This window comes from Salmonella sp. SAL04162, from assembly GCF_046551535.1.
GTDB classification, from domain to species: domain Bacteria; phylum Pseudomonadota; class Gammaproteobacteria; order Enterobacterales; family Enterobacteriaceae; genus Salmonella; species Salmonella enterica.
The window spans coordinates 1-17,958 of sequence record NZ_JBGDVX010000018.1 but is presented as its reverse complement, the minus strand read 5'-3'; the positions used below and the strand labels follow the sequence as shown (position 1 = coordinate 17,958).

The following is a 17,958-nucleotide window of genomic DNA, read 5'->3' as shown; positions in this document are numbered from 1 at the left end:
GGGTGTCTGCCTGCGGCGCAGGCAGACAGTTGGCTTATTTTACGGTGATGGTTGGTGATTTTTTCATGGTTTCTTCGGTCAGTTCCTGGCCGATGCCGGGAAGCTCCGGGACTTCGTACATGCCGTTCTTCGGCAGGTAGTTGTATTTACAGGTCTGTGTATTCGGCTCCAGCAGCGCATACCGGTGCAGTTCGTGGATGACGAAGTTAGGGATTGCGGTTTCCATATGCAGCGCCACCGCCGTGGAAATCGGCCCGCCGCAAACGTGGATTTGCACCGTTTTGTCGTAAACGTGCGCCATATCGCAGATTTTCTTCACTTCGGTGATGCCGCCGCAGGTGCAGATATCAGGCTGGATCACGCTCAGGCTGCCGTTTTCCAGGAAAGGACGGTATCCCCAGCGCCAGTAAATACGTTCGCCAGCCGCCAGCGGAATATTAACTTTATCAGCCACTTGTTTCATTTGTCCGGGGTTTAACGGCATGACCGGCTCTTCGTAGTAGAAAATACCCAGTTCTTCTATCATGCGGCCAAACTGAATTGCCGATGTAGTATCCGTAAAGGCATGCATTTCGGCGATGATATCCACGTCCGGGCCGACCGCATCACGAATGGCGGCCATACGGTCGTAGCCCAGGCGCAGGATTTTGTCGGTGAGCGGCCCGTTGAGGTTTTGCTGGTTCCAGTTGCCGTGGCGATCCATTGCGACGGTATCCACTTTTATCGCGTCATAGCCTTCGCTGACGGCGGTCAGTGCCGCCTGCGCATACTGTTCCGGCTCGGTCAGCATATCTTTATCGCTGCCGTCCCCCCAGCCAAACTGTAGCTGGCTGGCATAGGTTCTGATTTTCTCGCGGCTTTTACCACCGAGCATCTTATACAGCGGTACGCCCCACGCTTTACCTTTGATATCCCACAGCGCGATATCAATACCGCTCATCGCAGCGGAAAAGATGCCGCCGCCGCCCTGCCCCCAGAAGGTTTTTTTGAGCATCTTTTCCCAGATAGCTTCGTTATTCATCGGGTCCATGCCGATGATAATGGCGGCTAAATCTTTCGCCATGCCGATGCCCGCGGAGGCACCGACGCCGTAAGCCAGCCCGACTTCGCCAAAACCGGTAATGCCCTCGTCGGTATTAATTTTTACCACCACCGGACGCCATTTGCTGGTGGCGGACGCAAAATCGTTCGCCACATCAATAATATCAACGCTGGTAATTTTCATCATTTACTCCTCGTAATTAATATTTTTTAATCGTTAAGATTAATGCCGATACCACGGCGATAGCGCTGATAAAAACCAGGCATAGTAAGCCGCCGGTATAAGTTCCAGTGATAGAAATAAATAAGCCGATAAATACGGGAGATAATGAAGAGAGTCCATTGGCGACGCCGTTCATTACGCCGCTGGCGGCGGAAATAGATTTTCCGGGTATCATTCCCTGTAATAACGTCCAGGCAACGGGCGTACCCATCGTACAGAAAGCAACAGCAAAGGAGAGGAGTACCGCTGACATATATTTATGTTCGGTTATGGTACCGAAATAGATACTGACGCCAGCGAAAAACATTAATACCATTAATATGGGGGCGCTGCGTCCTATTTTATCGACGAAGATCCCCGCAGCGGCTTTAGAAAATATTGACAGGACAAAGGGAAGCGACGCCAGCCAGCCCATTTCCGCCCAGCTAAATCCTCTGGCTGATTTAAGATAGGTCGGCAGCCAGGTAATCATCCCCCAGTACAGGCATTGCAGGCACAGGTACCACAGCACCAGCAACCAGTAGCAATAGTTGGTGATCACCGGTTTGACCCGCAACATAAAACTTTCGCTGTTGCCTGCGCTTTCCGTTTCCTGTCCGGCTTTGATATAAGCCAGTTCCTGTTCGCTGATACTTTTATGTTGTTCTGGTTTATCAGCAACATATCGCCAGAGTAGCCAGAGTGGGATTAACCCGAGAGCGGCGCATAAAAAGAAGTTGGAACGCCAGCCGTGGGTGCCTATCCACCAGGTGAAAAAAGGCATCGCAATGGCGGGTGCCACCGACTGGCCGACGATCCACGCCGCGTTTGCTCTGCCGCGCTCCTGCTTCGGGAACCAGTTTTTAATAAATACGCTTTGCAGTGGATAATAAAATCCCTCTCCGATGCCCAGTAATATACGGCAAATAATAATTAGAGCGAATGATGTTGCTACGCCGCCAACCATTAAAGCGATAGTCCAGATCAGAATACAAAGCATCATTGCTTTTCTGGGGCCGAGATAATCGCCAAGCGGTGATAATACAACGTTAGCGATACCATAAGCGGCCAGAAAGACGGTCATCATCATGCCGATTTGCAATGGCATACCTTCAATACCCATATAGGCTAAGAAGGGTTCATTCGCGGCTAATACCGAAACATTAACGCGATCGAGATAAGCAATAAATATTCCAATAAACAGACAGGCAACGATTAAAAATCTTTTCCTGGTTGGGGGGGCGGTAAGGGCCATCGACATTAGCGATCTCCTTCTCATCGGATAAGGTTATTTTAAAATATAAGTTTTTGTTGATTTTTACTGATTAAGAACCAATCCCATTAGGCTCTAAGTGATGATGTCCAAAGTAGCAATACACATTCTTTTAGAAAAACGGTATTTTCTGTTTGATTAATGAGGTTATCTAATACATCAGGAGGGAGAATACGGCCTGAAAAGGGGAATCCCGTTTGTGAATCTTATCCCCCTTTCTCTCGGATTCTTTACTGTTTTTTGAGCGGAATCGCGTTAGCATGAGTCAGGACTCATTTAATGCGGGGATTTCATGGCTATTAAACTCATTGCTATCGACATGGATGGCACCCTTCTGCTGCCCGATCACACCATTTCTCCGGCGGTTAAAAACGCGATTGCCGCTGCGCGTGAAAAAGGGGTAAATGTGGTGCTGACCACAGGCCGTCCGTATGCGGGTGTGCACAGTTACCTGAAAGAACTTCACATGGAACAGCCCGGCGATTATTGCATCACCTATAACGGGGCGCTGGTGCAGAAAGCAGGGGACGGCAGTACGGTTGCGCAAACGGCGCTCAGCTATGATGACTACCGTTACCTGGAAAAACTGTCCCGTGAGGTGGGTTCTCACTTCCACGCATTAGACCGAAATACGCTTTATACCGCTAACCGCGATATCAGCTACTACACGGTGCATGAGTCGTATGTGGCGACCATTCCGCTGGTATTTTGTGAAGCGGAGAAGATGGACCCGAACACCCAGTTCCTGAAAGTTATGATGATCGATGAGCCTGCCGTTCTCGACCGGGCGATTGCGCGTATACCGGCAGAGGTGAAGGAAAAGTATACCGTGCTGAAAAGTGCGCCGTACTTCCTTGAAATCCTCGATAAACGGGTTAATAAAGGCACCGGCGTAAAATCACTGGCCGAGGCGCTGGGTATTAAGCCAGAGGAGGTGATGGCGATTGGCGATCAGGAAAACGACATTGCGATGATCGAATACGCCGGTATGGGCGTGGCAATGGACAACGCCATTCCGTCGGTCAAAGAGGTGGCTAACTTTGTGACTAAATCGAACCTTGAAGATGGTGTTGCCTGGGCGATTGAACAACATGTTCTGTCCTGATTCACTCCGGCCCGATCGCCGTCGGGCCGATAGTTCCACCCATGAAGCTAATGTGTTGCAACAAAGACGTTGTAGAAAATAGTTTTTTATTTCAAAAGATTAATTCGCACAGAAATCCCGCCCACCAGGCGACGATTACTATATTCTCCCTCCTCCTTTCGATCCGGCGGCGCTTCTCGCCAGAATAAACGCTTCATCATTATGAAAAAACGCTCCCTTTTGCTGTTGGCGCTGCCCGCTATGGCTTTTTCTACCTGGGCGGCTACCAGCCCCCCGGCGAACCTGTCGCCTGTTTATAGCTATCAGGATGACGTCCCATCTGCTGCCACACCGCCAGTCGCGACAACGCCGGTGGCAAAGCCTGCCAGTACATCAGTGTTGCCTTTTCTGGGTGATGACGCCCGAAAGCGTGGCTATGAGCTTCCCGAGCCATTTGGCCTCAATATTAACTACATGAATATTGGGCAGAATATTAACGTTGATAGCATCAACTTTAATGGCCTGGCTTTAGGTCCCAACGGGGGAATTCCATTAGATAACGCATTTAAAATTAACGTCGGTCATACCCGTGAAAAGAGCAAGACCGAAACGGTCAAGCTGGATGCCTGGCTGCTGCCATTTATGAATGTGTACGGCCTGGTGGGCTATACCGATGGTCATTCCGTTTCGCAAATTGGTGTTGGGTTGATGACGAAAAATGGCCACGTTTTTCATCCCGCCGATCTGCAAAACCTCAAATTTAAACTCGACTTTAAAGGCACTACCTATGGCATCGGCACCACGCTGGTCGGCGGCGTAGGTAACTGGTTTACCGCTGTTGATGCTAACTACACCCAGACACAGTTCGATATTCTTGATGGCAGCATCGACGCCTTTACCGTCTCACCTCGCGTTGGTTACCGTTTTACCACCCCGGGTATAGATAAGATGCATCTGCCGTCGGGCAAGCTAAACGTCTGGGTCGGCAGCATGTATCAGGATGTGCAGCAGGAGTTTAAAGGCAGCCTCGACGACCTGACCATGCCGTCAGCGACGCTACAAAGGCTGGTGAGTATGGCTAACTATAACAATAACGGCCGCTTTGACGTCAAACAGCATCTACAATCACCGTGGAACATGCTGCTGGGCGCTCAGTATGAAATAACCCGCCATTTCAACGTTACCACCGAGTTTGGCTTTGCCGAGCGCAATAGCTTCTTTGTGGCCGGTGAGTACCGCTTTTGAATCGCTGCCATTACCGACTGTTGCTTTGCGTCGCCGGTGTGCTGTCCGGCGTGGCGCAGGCGTCGCTGCCCAGCCGCAGTCAGGTGGACGGCTGGCTACAACAAATGGGGGATAGCGATACTTACGATGCCGCCAAAGGCGTCAACTGGGGAGTAATGCCCGGGCCATTTTATACCCCTGAACTGGGGCTGGGCATCGGCACCGCTATCGTCGGTATGTATCGCCCCGATCCTGCCGATAAGGTTAGCCAGGTATCCACGCTGTCGCTGAGCAGCTATTTCAGCTCCACAGGCGCTTTTGGCGTAAGCCTGCAAAATTACGCTTTTTTCGCGCAAGATCGCTGGCGTTTCTTCCTCACTGGCGCATTGAGCGACACGCCCACTTACTATTGGGGACAGGGTTTTGCCGCTGGTGATAAAGACAGCCATAAGCAGGCCTATACTGCGCAGGTGCTGGATCTGCAACCCATGCTGTATCGTCGGCTTGTTAACAATATCTATCTTGGCGTTGGCTGGACGCTGGATGTACAGCACGCCGCGCAAATTGATGAGACCGATCCGCCCAAAATTCAAAGTACAGCGCAGGGCTGTTCTTCACTGAGTAACGGCGGTAGCGTTGAGATTAGCTGGGATGATCGTGATTTTATACCTAACCCACGCAAAGGGCAGTATGCCACCCTTCGCTATACCCACTTCGCACCGGACGTCGGTAGCGATACGCGGTTTGATGAATACCAACTGCACTATAGTCGTTACCATGCCGTCAATGATAAAGACGTGCTGGCCTGGGAAGCTGACGGCGCCTTTACCCAAGGCGACGTGCCGTGGAATATGCTGCCGCTGCTGGGCAGTAACCATCGTATGCGCGGCTATTATGAAGGGCGCTATCGCGATAAAAATGCTATCAGCGGTCAGCTGGAATATCGCCATAAGCTGAGCTGGCGGCATGGCGTTGTCGGTTGGGTGGGCGCGGGCACCATGGGATCGTCTTTGCACCATCTGGATGACGGGCGATGGCTGCCTTCTGCGGGCGTGGGCTATCGCTTTGAGTTCAAGCCGCGCGTCAACGTGCGGCTGGATTACGGCGTGGGCAAAGCTAGCAGCGGTTTTTATTTTCAGGTAGGAGAAGCATTTTGAGGTCCGTCGTTCGGGTTATCTTTCTGGCGCTGCTGTTTCTGGCGGGGAGCGCCCGCGCCGCCTTACCACTGACGCTCTATCTGTCCACTCACCCAACGCCTGCTGCCAGTGAAGCCTGGCCGACGATGCCGCCGCAGCCGCTGCCAAAGGGGTTGCGGCCGTGTTGTGCTTTTGGTTACGACCTGCATGCCGAGCTGCTGGGACTGCCGGTTCCGTTCTATCAGTTAAATAACGTCGTGACGGTGGACTCGCTGGGGCATCATCAGTACAACGACCATCTGTACTCGGGCGTGGCAAACCTGATTGGCCTTAGCGGTGAGAATAACGGTATTGTGTATACCTTGCGTGGCGGATTCATCGACACCGCACATGTGCGGGATACCGCTGATATGACAGTGTATATCTTCAGCCAACTACTACCAAAGCTGGGGCAGGCTTTTACGCTGAATCTGGGCGAGGAGCTGGCCGAACGGCGTCTGGTTTTTACTGCTTTTACCCCTCCGGTCGATGCACGCGAGCGTTACACGCTGGCCGCCTGGCTGTCGGCGCATCTGGCGTTCCAGGTGGCGGAGTGGCACGAAATCGCCCAATGGTACGGTTTCGAGTCTGTTCGCGGATTTTCTGAGGGAGTATCGGCCTTTTCGCCGGAAGATCTCTATTCTAACCTCGCGGGTGCCCGTCTGGCGGCGTCTTTAATTGTCGGCGGCCAGACGAAAACGCAAGAGATGTACAACACGGCGATGGAAACCGCGCTGCGGCAAGCGCTGACGCAGCTGGCAGCGCAGCCGGCGCAGATCACCCGTTTTCAGTTTGATATGCTTGATGGCCGTTGGTGGAACAGCCAGCGGCGGGTACCGGAAAAATATCTGGTGCTGCATCGTAATTATCAGATGGGCGATGACCGCCTGCCGACCGCCATTCCTGGCGAGATAATGCCGCTATTGCCGCTGAGCTTGCCCCATTGCTGGCGCGGTATCCAGCTTAGCACGCTGGCGCAACTACAATTGTGGCCCAGCGAGGATATGGCGCAGCTACCGCCTCCCGCGCACTATTACAGCGAAAAAGATTTTGCCGCCCTGGCGGAGCAGGCACGGCTACAGGACGAAAAAACACAGAATCATTAAACAGGCAGTAGCCGTAGGCTATTTCCCTCTTATACCCTCGGCGTACTGTTTTATGTCCTGATAACTGGCGATGTGAAACGCGTCGTTTGGCGAGCCGGAAGCTATTATGGCGAAGGATGACCGGCTATCCATGCGTCGAGCGCCGTCACTCCCTGCGTCACGATAGTTTTAATATCTATATCGCTAAGCGGTTGCAATTCCAGCTCCCGACAGGCTTCGGTTGCCTGCGTCATCCCCAGGCTGGCGCAGCCGCTTTTTAATTTATGCGCCAGCCGCTTAATGTTAACGTCGTCATTCATGGCGCGCGCCGCCTCGATCTCCTCGACTAAAGGCAGCGCGCTGTCTTTGAATAACGCGACCCATTGCCGGAGCTTTTCCGGGCCGACAGACGCCATATCGCCGGCAAGCTGATGTTCATTCAGCATCGCCCGCGCATTGTGAGATTTGCCCTGTAAATAGTGCGCTATCATGCGGTAAAGCTCCTCGCGGGGAACGGGCTTTTGAATAATCCCGCAGAAAAGACCGGCGGTACGCTGACGAAGATTATCGTCTATCACATGCGCGCTAAAACCAATGCGTTTCATGGCGGGATACTGACTCATCAACTGCTGCGCCAGGGTTAAGCCGTCATAATCCGGTAAATCAAAATCCACCAGCGCCACATCAAAGGACTCGCCTTCAGCTAAAGAGCGTAGCGCGTCATTCGCGCTTTCAGCTACTGAGACCTTCACCCCTTTACCCGTGAGCATTTCAGCGGTAATACGCTGCGTCAGCATATTATCTTCAATCAGCAACAGGCGTAGTCCGTTAAGATTTATCGGTTCCCTGAACGCATTTTTGCTTGCGGGTTTGGGGTGGCGAACCGGCAGTTGTAAGCGAAAACAACTGCCAACATGAAGCGTACTGGTGACGGTTAGCGTCCCGCCCATCGCCTCTGCCAGGCTGGCGCTGATAGCCAGCCCCAGGCCCGTCCCGCCCCGGCGTCCTGTCGCCTGCACAAACGGTTTGAAAATAGCCGTCAGCTTCGCTTCAGGAATACCGCATCCGGTATCTTCAACCTCAATAAACCAGCTCTGATCGTCGCAAAACGTGCGCAGCACTATGCTGCCGCGATCGGTAAATTTCGCCGCATTACTTAAAAGATTAATCACAATTTGACGTATCCGGCGCGGATCGCCTTGTAGCGTGGAGGGGAGTTGCTCGCTAAAGTCGGCGATGAGCGCAACCTGCACGCGGCTGTGCATTAAATGCAGCGCGCTATTCAACAATTGTCGCGGTTCAAACGGTTCCTCGCTAATAGAAACGTTGGTGCCGCCTACTTCAATCGCCGAGTAATCAAGAATATCGTTAAGAATCGCCAGTAGCGATTCGCCTGAATCATTAATGGCCTGTAAATCGTCGTGGTAGTTTGCCATGAGCGGTTTATCGGCCAGCAATTGTACCGTACCGAGAATGCCGTAAAGCGGCGTGCGAATTTCATGGCTCATGGCGGCAAGGAACGTCGATTTCGCCTCGTTGGCCTTTTCCGCTTCGGCGCGCGCCTGCCGGTGTTCCAGCACCAGCGCATGAAGCTCCGCCGTTTGCGATCGCACCTGTTCCGCCAAATCCTCACGATGGCGGTTTAATTTGCGCACGTTGGCGCGAAACGCTTCCATCAGACGGCTGATGGTATCCAGTTCGCTGACGCCAGCCGCCTCCGGAAACGGTGAGTCAATATCGCCCTCCAGTAGCCGCTGTAAGGCCTGCGTTTGTTGCGCCAGCGGGCGGGATACGGAACGGTAAACCACTCGCCAAAGGATAAAACTTAATGAGCACAGCGCCAGGATACCTAAGATCACTAACCCTATTTGCCCACGCTGACTGGCGTGTGTAAGGCGCGCTAACCCAGCCTCGTTTCGTTTTTCGATGGCGTTCACCAACTGCGACACTTCCGTACTGAAGCGGGTAAACTGAAAGAGGTTATTGGCCATAAGCGTTTGAAGCTGGTCGCGGATGGCATTTTCCTTACGAAACAGGGTAACTAGTGTGGTGTACTGGTTTATTTTCTCCAGCGCGTCGGCGATTTGGGCGCGAACGGTAGGATCTTCTATACGCTGCTGGCGGCGGGATAAAATTTTAACCAACTGATTAAGTTTTTCATCGGTGTCCTCGGCATCGCTCAGCCCTTGCGCGTCTTTTAAGGTCACAATGAGCTGCTTAAACCGCAGGGCATTGACCCGCAACTCATTCATCTGATTCACATACTCAAGGTCGATATCAATTAGTCGGTCAAGCGCGCGTTCAGCCTGGTCCCCTTTACCGCTTTCGATAAGATCGTAAATACCGGCCTGGGTGGCGCCCGCAGATGTCGCGGCATTATTGGCCTGACCGTGAGCCTGGGCGGCAATGCTTTCCGCCGCCTCCGCAATCTGGCGGCTTAACTGCTGTTGCTGTGCGCGCAGCGTGAGAATTTCACCGACCAGCGTTCCCTGCTGCCCAAGCGTTTGCGCAATCTCTTTTTCTTGCCGGGCGATGGCCGAGGTATTAAATCCCTGCTCGCTTAATGCCTGCAAAAGATGGTTAATTTTAAGGCTTTGCGCTTTCAGCATCTTCCCCTGCGCCAGCCAAACGCCCTCACTGTCGGCATTGGTCAGATTTTGCGCGGAAAAGAGCTCGTAAGCGCTGGCTTCGCTTAACTGCCTGGCCATATTCATCGTAGGAAGCAGCGCTTGCGTATTGGTTTGTTCCACCTGACTAATGACGCGCAGGCTTATCCAGCCGATCACGGTGCTGAGCAGGGTGAGTGCCGCCATCAGGGCGAAGGCCAGCCATAATCTGCGGGTCAGTGAAGGCGTTGACATTTATGCGCCGCGGGTGAAATGGGTTGAGTTGCCGCCGGAAAAACCATTAGGATAAAACCTTGTTGCTGGTGGGGCTATCATGCGTGCGCTTATTTCGTTCTTTTTTTTGATAATCATCGTCTCGAATGTAGAAACGGCGTTAGCCGAAACCGGGCTGCTACACTGGACGCGCGCCGATCGGGCGATTCCCTGGCGGCAAACGTCAGTCAATGCGAGTAAACCCTGGAAACTGTGCGCATTATACCCCAGCCTGAAAGATTCTTACTGGTTGTCCGTCAACTACGGGATGCAAAAAGCGGCCAAATTGTATGGCGTTGATTTAAAAGTGCTGGAAGCGAATGGCTATCGGCAACTGGCGACGCAACAACAGCAAATGATGCAGTGCCGGGAGTGGGGCGCCGACGCTATTCTGCTTGGCAGCAGTACCGATTGTTTCCCGGAACTGGAACGGTATGCCGGTAATGTGCCGGTTATTGAACTGGTGAACATGATTCACGATGCCAGCGTCGCAACCCGCGTTGGTCTGCCGTGGTTTCAGATGGGGTATCTGCCGGGACGTTTCCTGGTGCAGTGGAACAAAGGAAAAGCGCTTAACGTTTTACTCTTCCCGGGGCCGGAAGAAGCTGGCGGCAGTCAGGAGATGGTGGCGGGTTTTCGTCAGGCAATTAAAGGCAGCGCCATCAACATTGTGGATATCGCCTGGGGCGATAACGACATTGAAGTGCAGCGAAACTTACTCCAGGAAATGCTGGAGCGTCATCCGGACGCCAATGTGGTCGCCGGGTCGGCGATAGCGGCGGAGGCGGCGATGGGCGAAGGGCGAAATTTGACGACTCCGCTCACGATCGTCTCATTTTATCTGACGCATCAGGTTTATCGCGGTTTAAAACGCGGCCATATCCTGATGGCGCTCAGCGATCAGATGGCCTGGCAGGGAGAATTAGCGATAACGCAGTCGATTAAGGTCTTACAGGGGCAACCGGTGCCTGAAAATATCAGCCCGCCGGTGCTTATTTTGACGCATAACAACGCCGACAGCGCGCGCGTTCGCCGTTCGCTATCGCCTCCGGGATTTCGGCCCGTCTATCTGTATCAATACACCTCCGAGGCTAAAAAGTAGCCTTCGCCATGCTGTGTGACCAGCAGCTCCGGCGTAATTTTATGGCGTAAGCGGCGAACCAGGACATCAATCGTGCGGAGATCCGGAGTCTCTACGCGGCGGGCGGAAAGCATTCGCAGCAGGCGTTCGCGATGCAGCACTTTGCCTGGGTTGGTCACAAAGGCCAGCAGTAGCTCGTACTCCGCGCGCGTAAGCTTAATGGCTTCACCATTGTGCTCCAGCGTATGATTCATCACGTTCAGGCAGTAACCGGAAAACATATAGCAGTTTTCACTGGCATTTTGCGGCGAGGGGCGGGCCAGATCGATGCGCCACAAAAGATTTTTCACCCGCACTACCAGCTCGCGCAGTTCCAGCGGCTTGGTGACGTAGTCGTCCGCGCCCATCTCCAGCCCGACGATGCGGTCGATTTGGTCGCAACGCCCCGTCACCAGAATAATGCCCACCGTGGAACGTTCGCGTAGCGCCCTGGTCAGCATCAACCCGTTTTCATCGGGGAGGTTGATATCCAGCAGGATCAGCGAAACGTGCTCATGCTCCATAATGTCGCGCAGGCCCGCGCCGCTGTCGGTCACCGAAACGCGATATCCCTCCTGCTCAAAATAGGCCTGTAATCTGGCCTGAGTAACAGGTTCATCCTCAACAATAACAATGTGATGTGACATCCTGCGCGCGGTCTCTTTCTGTTCATATCTGTTCATATATTGCCGTATCCCGTTCATCCTGACCAGTGACGCTGTTCATATTTGCGGAATAAGATCTGCGCATTAAACCATATAATTACAGGGGCTATTATGCGAAAACTCTGGAGAGCGCTACTCAGGCCAAGCGCCCGTTGGTCGATACTGGCGCTGGTCATTGTCGGGATTGTGATCGGCGTTGCGCTGATCGTGTTACCTCACGTCGGTATCAAACTGACCAGTACGACAGAGTTTTGCGTCAGCTGCCATAGTATGCAGCCGGTGTATCAGGAATATAAACAGTCCGTACATTTCCAGAATGCTTCCGGCGTACGCGCGGAATGCCACGATTGCCATATCCCCCCTGATATTCCAGGCATGGTGAAACGTAAGCTGGAAGCCAGCAACGATCTTTACCAGACATTTATCGCCCACTCGATTGATACCCCGGAAAAATTTGAAGCCAAACGTGCCGAGCTTGCCGAGCGTGAATGGGCGCGCATGAAAGAGAATAACTCCGCGACCTGTCGTTCCTGCCATAACTACGATGCGATGGATCACGCGAAACAGAACCCGGAAGCGGCGCGGCAAATGAAAATCGCCGCGAAAGAAAATCAGTCCTGCATCGACTGCCATAAAGGGATTGCCCACCAGCTACCGGATATGAGCAGCGGTTTCCGTAAACAGTTTGATGAACTGCGCGCCAGCGCCAGCACGCATAATGACGGCGATACGCTCTATTCGCTGGATATCAAGCCGATTTACGCCGCTAAAGGCGATAAAGAACCGGCAGGTTCGCTGTTACCTGCTTCTGAAGTGAAAGTCCTTAAACGGGACGGTGACTGGCTGCAAGTGCAAATCGAAGGCTGGACGGAGACGGACGGTCGCCAGCGCGTGCTGACGCAGTTGCCCGGTAAACGTATTTTTGTCGCCTCGATTCGCGGCGATGTGCAACAGCATGTGAAAACGCTGGAAGAGACCACCGTCGCGGCGACCAATACTCAGTGGAGCAAATTACAGGCAACCGCGTGGATGCAAAAAGGCGACATGGTAAATGACATTAAACCGATTTGGGCCTATGCCGACTCCCTCTATAACGGCACCTGTAATCAGTGTCACGGCGCGCCGGACAAAGCGCACTTTGACGCTAACGGCTGGATCGGCACGCTCAACGGTATGATCGGTTTCACCAGTCTGGATAAGCGTGAAGAACGTACCTTGTTGAAATATCTCCAGATGAATGCGTCTGATACCACCAACACGCCGCACAGCGATAAGGGAGAACACAATGAAAAATAAGGACACGCTACACGTCTCTCGTCGACGTTTTCTGGCGCAGCTTGGCGGTTTGACGGTGGCAGGAATGCTGGGGCCGTCACTGCTGACGCCCCGTAGCGCCCGCGCGGCGGATGCCGCTGCGCCAGGCGCCGCGACGAAAGAGGGTATCCTTACCGGTTCTCACTGGGGGGCTATTCGCGCCACGGTGGTTGACGGTCGATTTGTGGCGGCAAAACCGTTTGAACAGGATAAATACCCGTCCAAAATGATCGCTGGTCTGCCCGATCACGTCCACAACGCGGCGCGTATTCGCTATCCGATGGTGCGCGTCGACTGGATGCGCAAAGGTCATCAAAGCGACACCTCGCAGCGCGGCGATAATCGTTTTGTGCGCGTCTCCTGGGATGAAGCGCTGGATCTGTTCTATCAGGAACTGGAGCGGGTGCAAAAAACCTACGGGCCGAGCGCGCTACTGACGGCGAGCGGCTGGCAATCTACCGGCATGTTCCATAACGCCTCCGGGATGCTGGCGCGCGCGATTGCGCTACATGGCAATAGCGTCAGCACGGGAGGGGACTATTCGACCGGCGCGGCGCAGGTGATTCTGCCGCGCGTGGTGGGTTCAATGGAAGTGTACGAGCAGCAAACGTCATGGCCTCTGGTTTTACAGAACAGTAAAACGATTGTGCTATGGGGTTCTGATATGGTGAAAAACCAGCAGGCAAACTGGTGGTGCCCGGATCACGATGTCTATCAGTACTATGAACAATTAAAAGAGAAGGTTGCCAGCGGCGCTATCTCGGTCATCAGCATCGACCCGGTCGTCACCTCCACGCACGATTATCTGGGGCGCGATAAGGTCAAACATATCGCCATTAACCCGCAGACGGATGTCCCGTTACAACTGGCGCTGGCACATACGCTGTACAGCGAGAAACTGTACGATAAAAATTTCCTCGATAACTACTGCGTCGGTTTTGACCAGTTCCTCCCCTATTTGCTGGGCGAAAAAGATGGACAGCCCAAAGATGCCGCCTGGGCGGAAAAACTGTGCGGTATTGACGCCGACACCATCCGCGCGTTGGCGCGGCAGATGGCGGGCGACAGAACGCAAATCATCGCTGGCTGGTGCGTACAACGTATGCAGCATGGCGAACAGTGGTCATGGATGGTCGTCGTGCTGGCGGCAATGCTGGGACAGATTGGTTTACCGGGCGGCGGCTTTGGTTTTGGCTGGCACTACAACGGCGCCGGGACGCCTGGCCGTAAAGGGATCATTTTAAGCGGCTTTTCCGGTTCGACGACCGTTCCGCCAGTACACGACAGCACGGATTACAAAGGCTACAGCAGCACCATTCCTATTGCACGTTTTATGGATGCCATTCTTGAACCGGGCAAGGTCATTAACTGGAACGGCAAATCGGTTAAATTACCGCCGCTGAAGATGTGCGTGTTCGCCGGGACCAACCCGTTCCACCGACACCAACAAATTAACCGCATAATTGAAGGCTGGCGCAAGCTGGAAACGGTCATCGCTATTGATAACCAGTGGACGTCGACCTGCCGTTTTGCGGATATCGTTTTGCCGGCTACCACCCAATTTGAGCGTAACGACCTCGATCAGTTCGGCAACCACTCTAACCGCGGCATTATCGCCATGAAACAGGTGGTGTCGCCGCAGTTTGAAGCGCGTAACGACTTTGATATTTTCCGCGATCTCTGCCGACGCTTTAACCGTGAAGCGGCATTCACGGAAGGTCTCGATGAAATGGGCTGGCTGAAACGCATCTGGCAGGAAGGGAGCCAGCAGGGAAAAGGTCGCGGTATCCACTTACCGACTTTCGAGGTGTTCTGGAATCAACAGGAGTACATCGAGTTTGATCATCCGCAGATGTTTGTGCGCCATCAGGCTTTCCGTGAAGATCCGGACCTGGAGCCGTTGGGCACGCCAAGCGGTTTGATCGAGATTTACTCCAAAACGATCGCCGACATGCAATACGACGATTGTCAGGGCCATCCCATGTGGTTCGAAAAAATCGAACGCTCGCATGGCGGGCCGGGATCGCAGCGCTGGCCGCTGCACTTACAATCCGTCCACCCTGATTTCCGTCTGCATTCCCAACTGTGCGAGTCGGAAGCGCTGCGTCAGCAATATGCCGTTGGCGGCAAGGAGCCGGTCTTTATTAACCCACAGGATGCCAGCGCGCGCGGGATCCGCAACGGTGACATCGTGCGGGTATTCAATGCACGCGGGCAGGTACTGGCGGGGGCGGTAGTTTCCGATCGCTATGCGCCGGGCGTGGCGCGAATTCATGAAGGCGCCTGGTACGATCCTGATAAAGGCGGCGACATCAATGCGTTGTGTAAGTACGGCAACCCTAACGTATTAACGCTGGATATCGGTACATCACAGCTCGCGCAGGCGACCAGCGCGCATACGACGCTGGTGGAAATTGAAAAATATACCGGCCCTATTAATAACGTCACGGCGTTTAACGGTCCGGTCGAGATGGTCGCGCAGTGTGAATATGTACCCGCATCGCAGGGGAATCCGCATGATTAAGCAGCCAGCGCTTGCTCAGGAACAGTACGCCTGCGTATATGCATGGCTGGCGTTACTCTTTTTCCGGGAAGTGGATGATGAAGGGTTAATACAATTACAGTCCGCGGAGATCGCGGACTGGCTGGCGCTGTTAAAGCGTCAGCCTGCGCTGGCGGCGTCGGTGGCGTTACTCGAACAAAAAATTGCCGCGCTTAGCCTGCGCCAGGATGCGCAGCTGGAGCTGGCCGCAGATTTTTGCGGATTGTTCCTGATGACGGATAAAAAATCGGCGTTGCCCTACGCCTCGCAATACCCGCAGCAGGAACCCGGCATGATTAAACATTTATTGCTTGAAGCCGGGATGGAAGTCAACGACGATTTTAAAGAGCCGACCGACCACCTGGCGATTTATCTGGAATTACTCAGCCATTTACATTTTTCATTGGGTGAATCGTTCCAACAACGGAGAATGAATAAATTACGCCAGAAAACATTGTCGTCATTACTGGAATGGCTTCCGGAATTTACAAATAATTGCCTTAAGCATGATCCCTATGGTTTTTATGCTGCGTTAAGTCAATTATTGTTGGCTATCGTTCGTTTTGATGACGGAAAAGAGGATTTATCCATTGTTGCGGCTGAATAAACCCTGTGACGGGCATCGCAAAATAAATATTACGATAGTCGGGGGTTATCATATCTATAGGTTTAGCCAATTGTAATTATTGATACCAATCAATATCCATGATGGGTTTGTATTTAGTATTGACGGGCCTCATGAGTAAAAAAATAAAATTTAATTAATCATGCCGCAATACCCCATAAGGATAGTGATATGAAAAAAATTACCCTCTATGCGACAACGGTTATCACCGTTGGGCTGTTATGTTATTTAGGTTTGTCCGGGTATGTATGGTATTACGACAAACAGCGCAGTAAAAAAAGCGATGTGCAGGCCTCGGTTGTGGGTGAAAATAATAAAATACTGGGTTATTTCAGGGAGAAAGGATGTGATTATTGTCATACGCCTTCCGCTGAATTACCTTTTTATTCCTCTTTTCCGGTGGCAAAGCAGCTAATGGATTACGATATCCAGCTCGGCTACAAATCGTTTAACCTGGAGGCGGTACGGGCCGCCCTGATTGCGGATACGCCGGTGCCGCAAAGCGAACTGAATAAAATTGAATGGGTTATGCAACATCAGACTATGCCGCCAACCCGCTATGTCGCGCTGCACTGGGCGGGGGGCGTCAGCGATAAAGAGCGTACTGACATCCTGAACTGGATAGCCGATCAACGTGAACGCAACTATGCCAGCGCCGATACCGACGCCGCGCACCGGAATGAACCCGTTCAGCCTATTCCGCGCAATATTCCCGTCGATGCGAAAAAAGTCGACTTAGGTTTCCGTCTTTATCATGATGAACGTTTATCCGGCGACAGCACAATATCCTGTGCGCATTGTCACGCGTTAAATGCGGGCGGTGTCGATGGCAGAAAAACCTCAATTGGCGTTGGCGGTGCGGTAGGACCAATAAATGCGCCGACGGTATTCAACTCCGTATTTAATATCGAACAATTTTGGGATGGTCGTGCTGCAACTCTGCAGGAGCAAGCAGGCGGACCGCCGTTAAATCCTATTGAAATGGCTTCTAAATCCTGGGATGAAATTATTAGCAAGCTTGATAAAGATCCTGTCCTGAAAAAAGATTTCCAGGCGGTTTATCCGCAAGGATTTACCGGGGAAAATATTACTGATGCGATCGCCGAATTCGAAAAAACGTTGATAACGCCGGATTCCGCCTTTGATAAATGGCTACGTGGAGATGAAAATGCGCTGACCGCGCAACAGAAACACGGTTATCAATTATTTAAAGAGAATAAATGTGCAACCTGTCACGGCGGTATCATTTTAGGCGGGCGCTCTTTTGAACCATTGGGATTAAAGCGAGACTTTAATTTTGGCGAAATTACCGCAGCGGATATTGGTCGTATGAACGTCACCAAAGAGGTTCGCGATAAATTACGGCAAAAAGTCCCGGGCTTACGCAACGTCGCGTTAACGGCGCCTTATTTCCATCGGGGCGACGTACCGACGCTGGATGGCGCGGTAAAACTGATGCTGCGTTACCAGGTTGGCACCGATCTGCCGCAAAACGATATTGACGATATCGTCGCCTTCCTGGAAAGCCTGACCGGTGTTTATACGCCATATCAACCTGAATATGCGCAATGACAATGATGCTTGAAGCCAGAGATCTGTACTGCGAGCGGGACGAGAGGACGCTGTTTCGCGGGCTGTCGTTCACCGTGGACGCCGGGGAGTGGGTGCAGGTCACCGGCGGCAACGGCGCCGGAAAAACCACCCTGCTGCGCCTGCTGACCGGGCTGGC

The 17,958-nt window shown here is 52.9% G+C and carries 14 protein-coding genes; 10 read left to right on the top strand and 4 right to left on the bottom strand.

Going from position 1 to position 17,958, the window contains the following annotated elements; all coding sequences use genetic code 11:
• Window positions 1-34: 34 nt before the first annotated feature.
• Together ACLJRH_RS24015 and ACLJRH_RS24010 are read right to left on the bottom strand one after the other, a co-directional pair.
• Window positions 35-1,228 carry a mandelate racemase/muconate lactonizing enzyme family protein gene (locus ACLJRH_RS24015; RefSeq protein ID WP_023136820.1) on the bottom strand — a complete coding sequence of 398 codons (1,194 nt, stop codon included), beginning with the start codon at window positions 1,226-1,228 and terminating at the stop codon, window positions 35-37.
• A gap of 13 nt (window positions 1,229-1,241) precedes the next feature.
• Window positions 1,242-2,504 (bottom strand): MFS transporter, encoded by a 1,263-nt coding sequence (locus ACLJRH_RS24010; protein ID WP_000061262.1) that lies wholly within the window; start codon window positions 2,502-2,504, stop codon window positions 1,242-1,244.
• Window positions 2,505-2,808: 304 nt separating this feature from the next.
• Between ACLJRH_RS24010 and yidA the strand changes: the two genes are divergently transcribed.
• The 4 genes from yidA to ACLJRH_RS23990 all read left to right on the top strand — a co-directional run bounded on the left by yidA (window position 2,809) and on the right by ACLJRH_RS23990 (window position 7,105).
• Window positions 2,809-3,621 carry a sugar-phosphatase gene (gene yidA / locus ACLJRH_RS24005; protein ID WP_000985571.1) on the top strand — a complete coding sequence of 271 codons (813 nt, stop codon included), beginning with the start codon at window positions 2,809-2,811 and terminating at the stop codon, window positions 3,619-3,621.
• 201 nt (window positions 3,622-3,822) lie between these two features.
• Window positions 3,823-4,845, top strand: coding sequence for a hypothetical protein (locus tag ACLJRH_RS24000; protein ID WP_023136819.1), 1,023 nt, complete (start codon window positions 3,823-3,825; stop codon window positions 4,843-4,845).
• On the top strand, window positions 4,842-5,981 hold the full coding sequence (locus ACLJRH_RS23995) for a BamA/TamA family outer membrane protein (protein WP_023136818.1): 1,140 nt from the start codon (window positions 4,842-4,844) through the stop codon (window positions 5,979-5,981). Before ACLJRH_RS24000 ends, ACLJRH_RS23995 begins: the two co-directional genes overlap by 4 nt.
• Complete coding sequence (locus tag ACLJRH_RS23990; protein WP_001258176.1) at window positions 5,978-7,105, top strand: DUF4056 domain-containing protein; 1,128 nt, start codon at window positions 5,978-5,980, stop codon at window positions 7,103-7,105. Before ACLJRH_RS23995 ends, ACLJRH_RS23990 begins: the two co-directional genes overlap by 4 nt.
• A gap of 104 nt (window positions 7,106-7,209) precedes the next feature.
• Here the strand turns inward: ACLJRH_RS23990 and torS are convergent, their stop codons facing one another.
• A complete protein-coding gene (gene torS, locus ACLJRH_RS23985) occupies window positions 7,210-9,945 on the bottom strand; it encodes a TMAO reductase system sensor histidine kinase/response regulator TorS (RefSeq protein ID WP_023136817.1) in 2,736 nt (911 codons plus the stop codon).
• Between the two features lie 79 nt (window positions 9,946-10,024).
• Here torS and torT point away from each other — a divergent pair, with 79 nt between their 5' ends.
• On the top strand, window positions 10,025-11,065 hold the full coding sequence (torT, locus tag ACLJRH_RS23980) for a TMAO reductase system periplasmic protein TorT (RefSeq protein ID WP_023136816.1): 1,041 nt from the start codon (window positions 10,025-10,027) through the stop codon (window positions 11,063-11,065).
• Here torT and torR read toward each other — a convergent pair.
• Window positions 11,038-11,730 (bottom strand): two-component system response regulator TorR, encoded by a 693-nt coding sequence (gene torR / locus ACLJRH_RS23975; RefSeq protein WP_023136815.1) that lies wholly within the window; start codon window positions 11,728-11,730, stop codon window positions 11,038-11,040. The genes torT and torR overlap by 28 nt on opposite strands.
• 129 nt (window positions 11,731-11,859) lie before the next feature.
• On the opposite strand from torR, the gene torC reads away from it, so the two are divergent.
• The 5 genes from torC to ACLJRH_RS23950 all read left to right on the top strand — a co-directional run.
• On the top strand, window positions 11,860-13,044 hold the full coding sequence (gene torC, locus ACLJRH_RS23970) for a pentaheme c-type cytochrome TorC (protein WP_001230254.1): 1,185 nt from the start codon (window positions 11,860-11,862) through the stop codon (window positions 13,042-13,044).
• Complete coding sequence (gene torA, locus ACLJRH_RS23965) at window positions 13,034-15,586, top strand: trimethylamine-N-oxide reductase TorA (protein ID WP_023136814.1); 2,553 nt, start codon at window positions 13,034-13,036, stop codon at window positions 15,584-15,586. The genes torC and torA overlap by 11 nt, the downstream gene beginning before the upstream one ends.
• Entirely contained in the window at window positions 15,579-16,211 is a 633-nt protein-coding gene (gene torD, locus ACLJRH_RS23960; RefSeq protein ID WP_000595421.1) for a molecular chaperone TorD, read from the top strand. Before torA ends, torD begins: the two co-directional genes overlap by 8 nt.
• Before the next feature lie 189 nt (window positions 16,212-16,400).
• The gene (locus tag ACLJRH_RS23955; RefSeq protein WP_000724469.1) at window positions 16,401-17,801 is read left to right on the top strand and encodes a cytochrome-c peroxidase; all 1,401 of its coding nucleotides are present in this window, start codon (window positions 16,401-16,403) and stop codon (window positions 17,799-17,801) included.
• A 5-nt stretch (window positions 17,802-17,806) separates the two neighbouring features.
• Window positions 17,807-17,958: ATP-binding cassette domain-containing protein (locus tag ACLJRH_RS23950; RefSeq protein WP_128271277.1), on the top strand; the 152-nt coding region annotated here is incomplete at its 3' end.

Bases quoted from the DNA above. Each gene is read 5' to 3' on its own strand.
- ACLJRH_RS24015 (WP_023136820.1), bottom strand. From the start codon at position 1,228: ATGATGAAAATTACCAGCGTTGATATTATTGATGTGGCGAACGATTTT.
- ACLJRH_RS24010 (WP_000061262.1), bottom strand. From the start codon at position 2,504: ATGTCGATGGCCCTTACCGCCCCCCCAACCAGGAAAAGATTTTTAATC.
- yidA (WP_000985571.1), top strand. From the start codon at position 2,809: ATGGCTATTAAACTCATTGCTATCGACATGGATGGCACCCTTCTGCTG.
- ACLJRH_RS24000 (WP_023136819.1), top strand. From the start codon at position 3,823: ATGAAAAAACGCTCCCTTTTGCTGTTGGCGCTGCCCGCTATGGCTTTT.
- torS (WP_023136817.1), bottom strand. From the start codon at position 9,945: ATGTCAACGCCTTCACTGACCCGCAGATTATGGCTGGCCTTCGCCCTG.
- torT (WP_023136816.1), top strand. From the start codon at position 10,025: ATGCGTGCGCTTATTTCGTTCTTTTTTTTGATAATCATCGTCTCGAAT.
- torR (WP_023136815.1), bottom strand. From the start codon at position 11,730: ATGTCACATCACATTGTTATTGTTGAGGATGAACCTGTTACTCAGGCC.
- torC (WP_001230254.1), top strand. From the start codon at position 11,860: ATGCGAAAACTCTGGAGAGCGCTACTCAGGCCAAGCGCCCGTTGGTCG.
- torA (WP_023136814.1), top strand. From the start codon at position 13,034: ATGAAAAATAAGGACACGCTACACGTCTCTCGTCGACGTTTTCTGGCG.
- torD (WP_000595421.1), top strand. From the start codon at position 15,579: ATGATTAAGCAGCCAGCGCTTGCTCAGGAACAGTACGCCTGCGTATAT.
- ACLJRH_RS23955 (WP_000724469.1), top strand. From the start codon at position 16,401: ATGAAAAAAATTACCCTCTATGCGACAACGGTTATCACCGTTGGGCTG.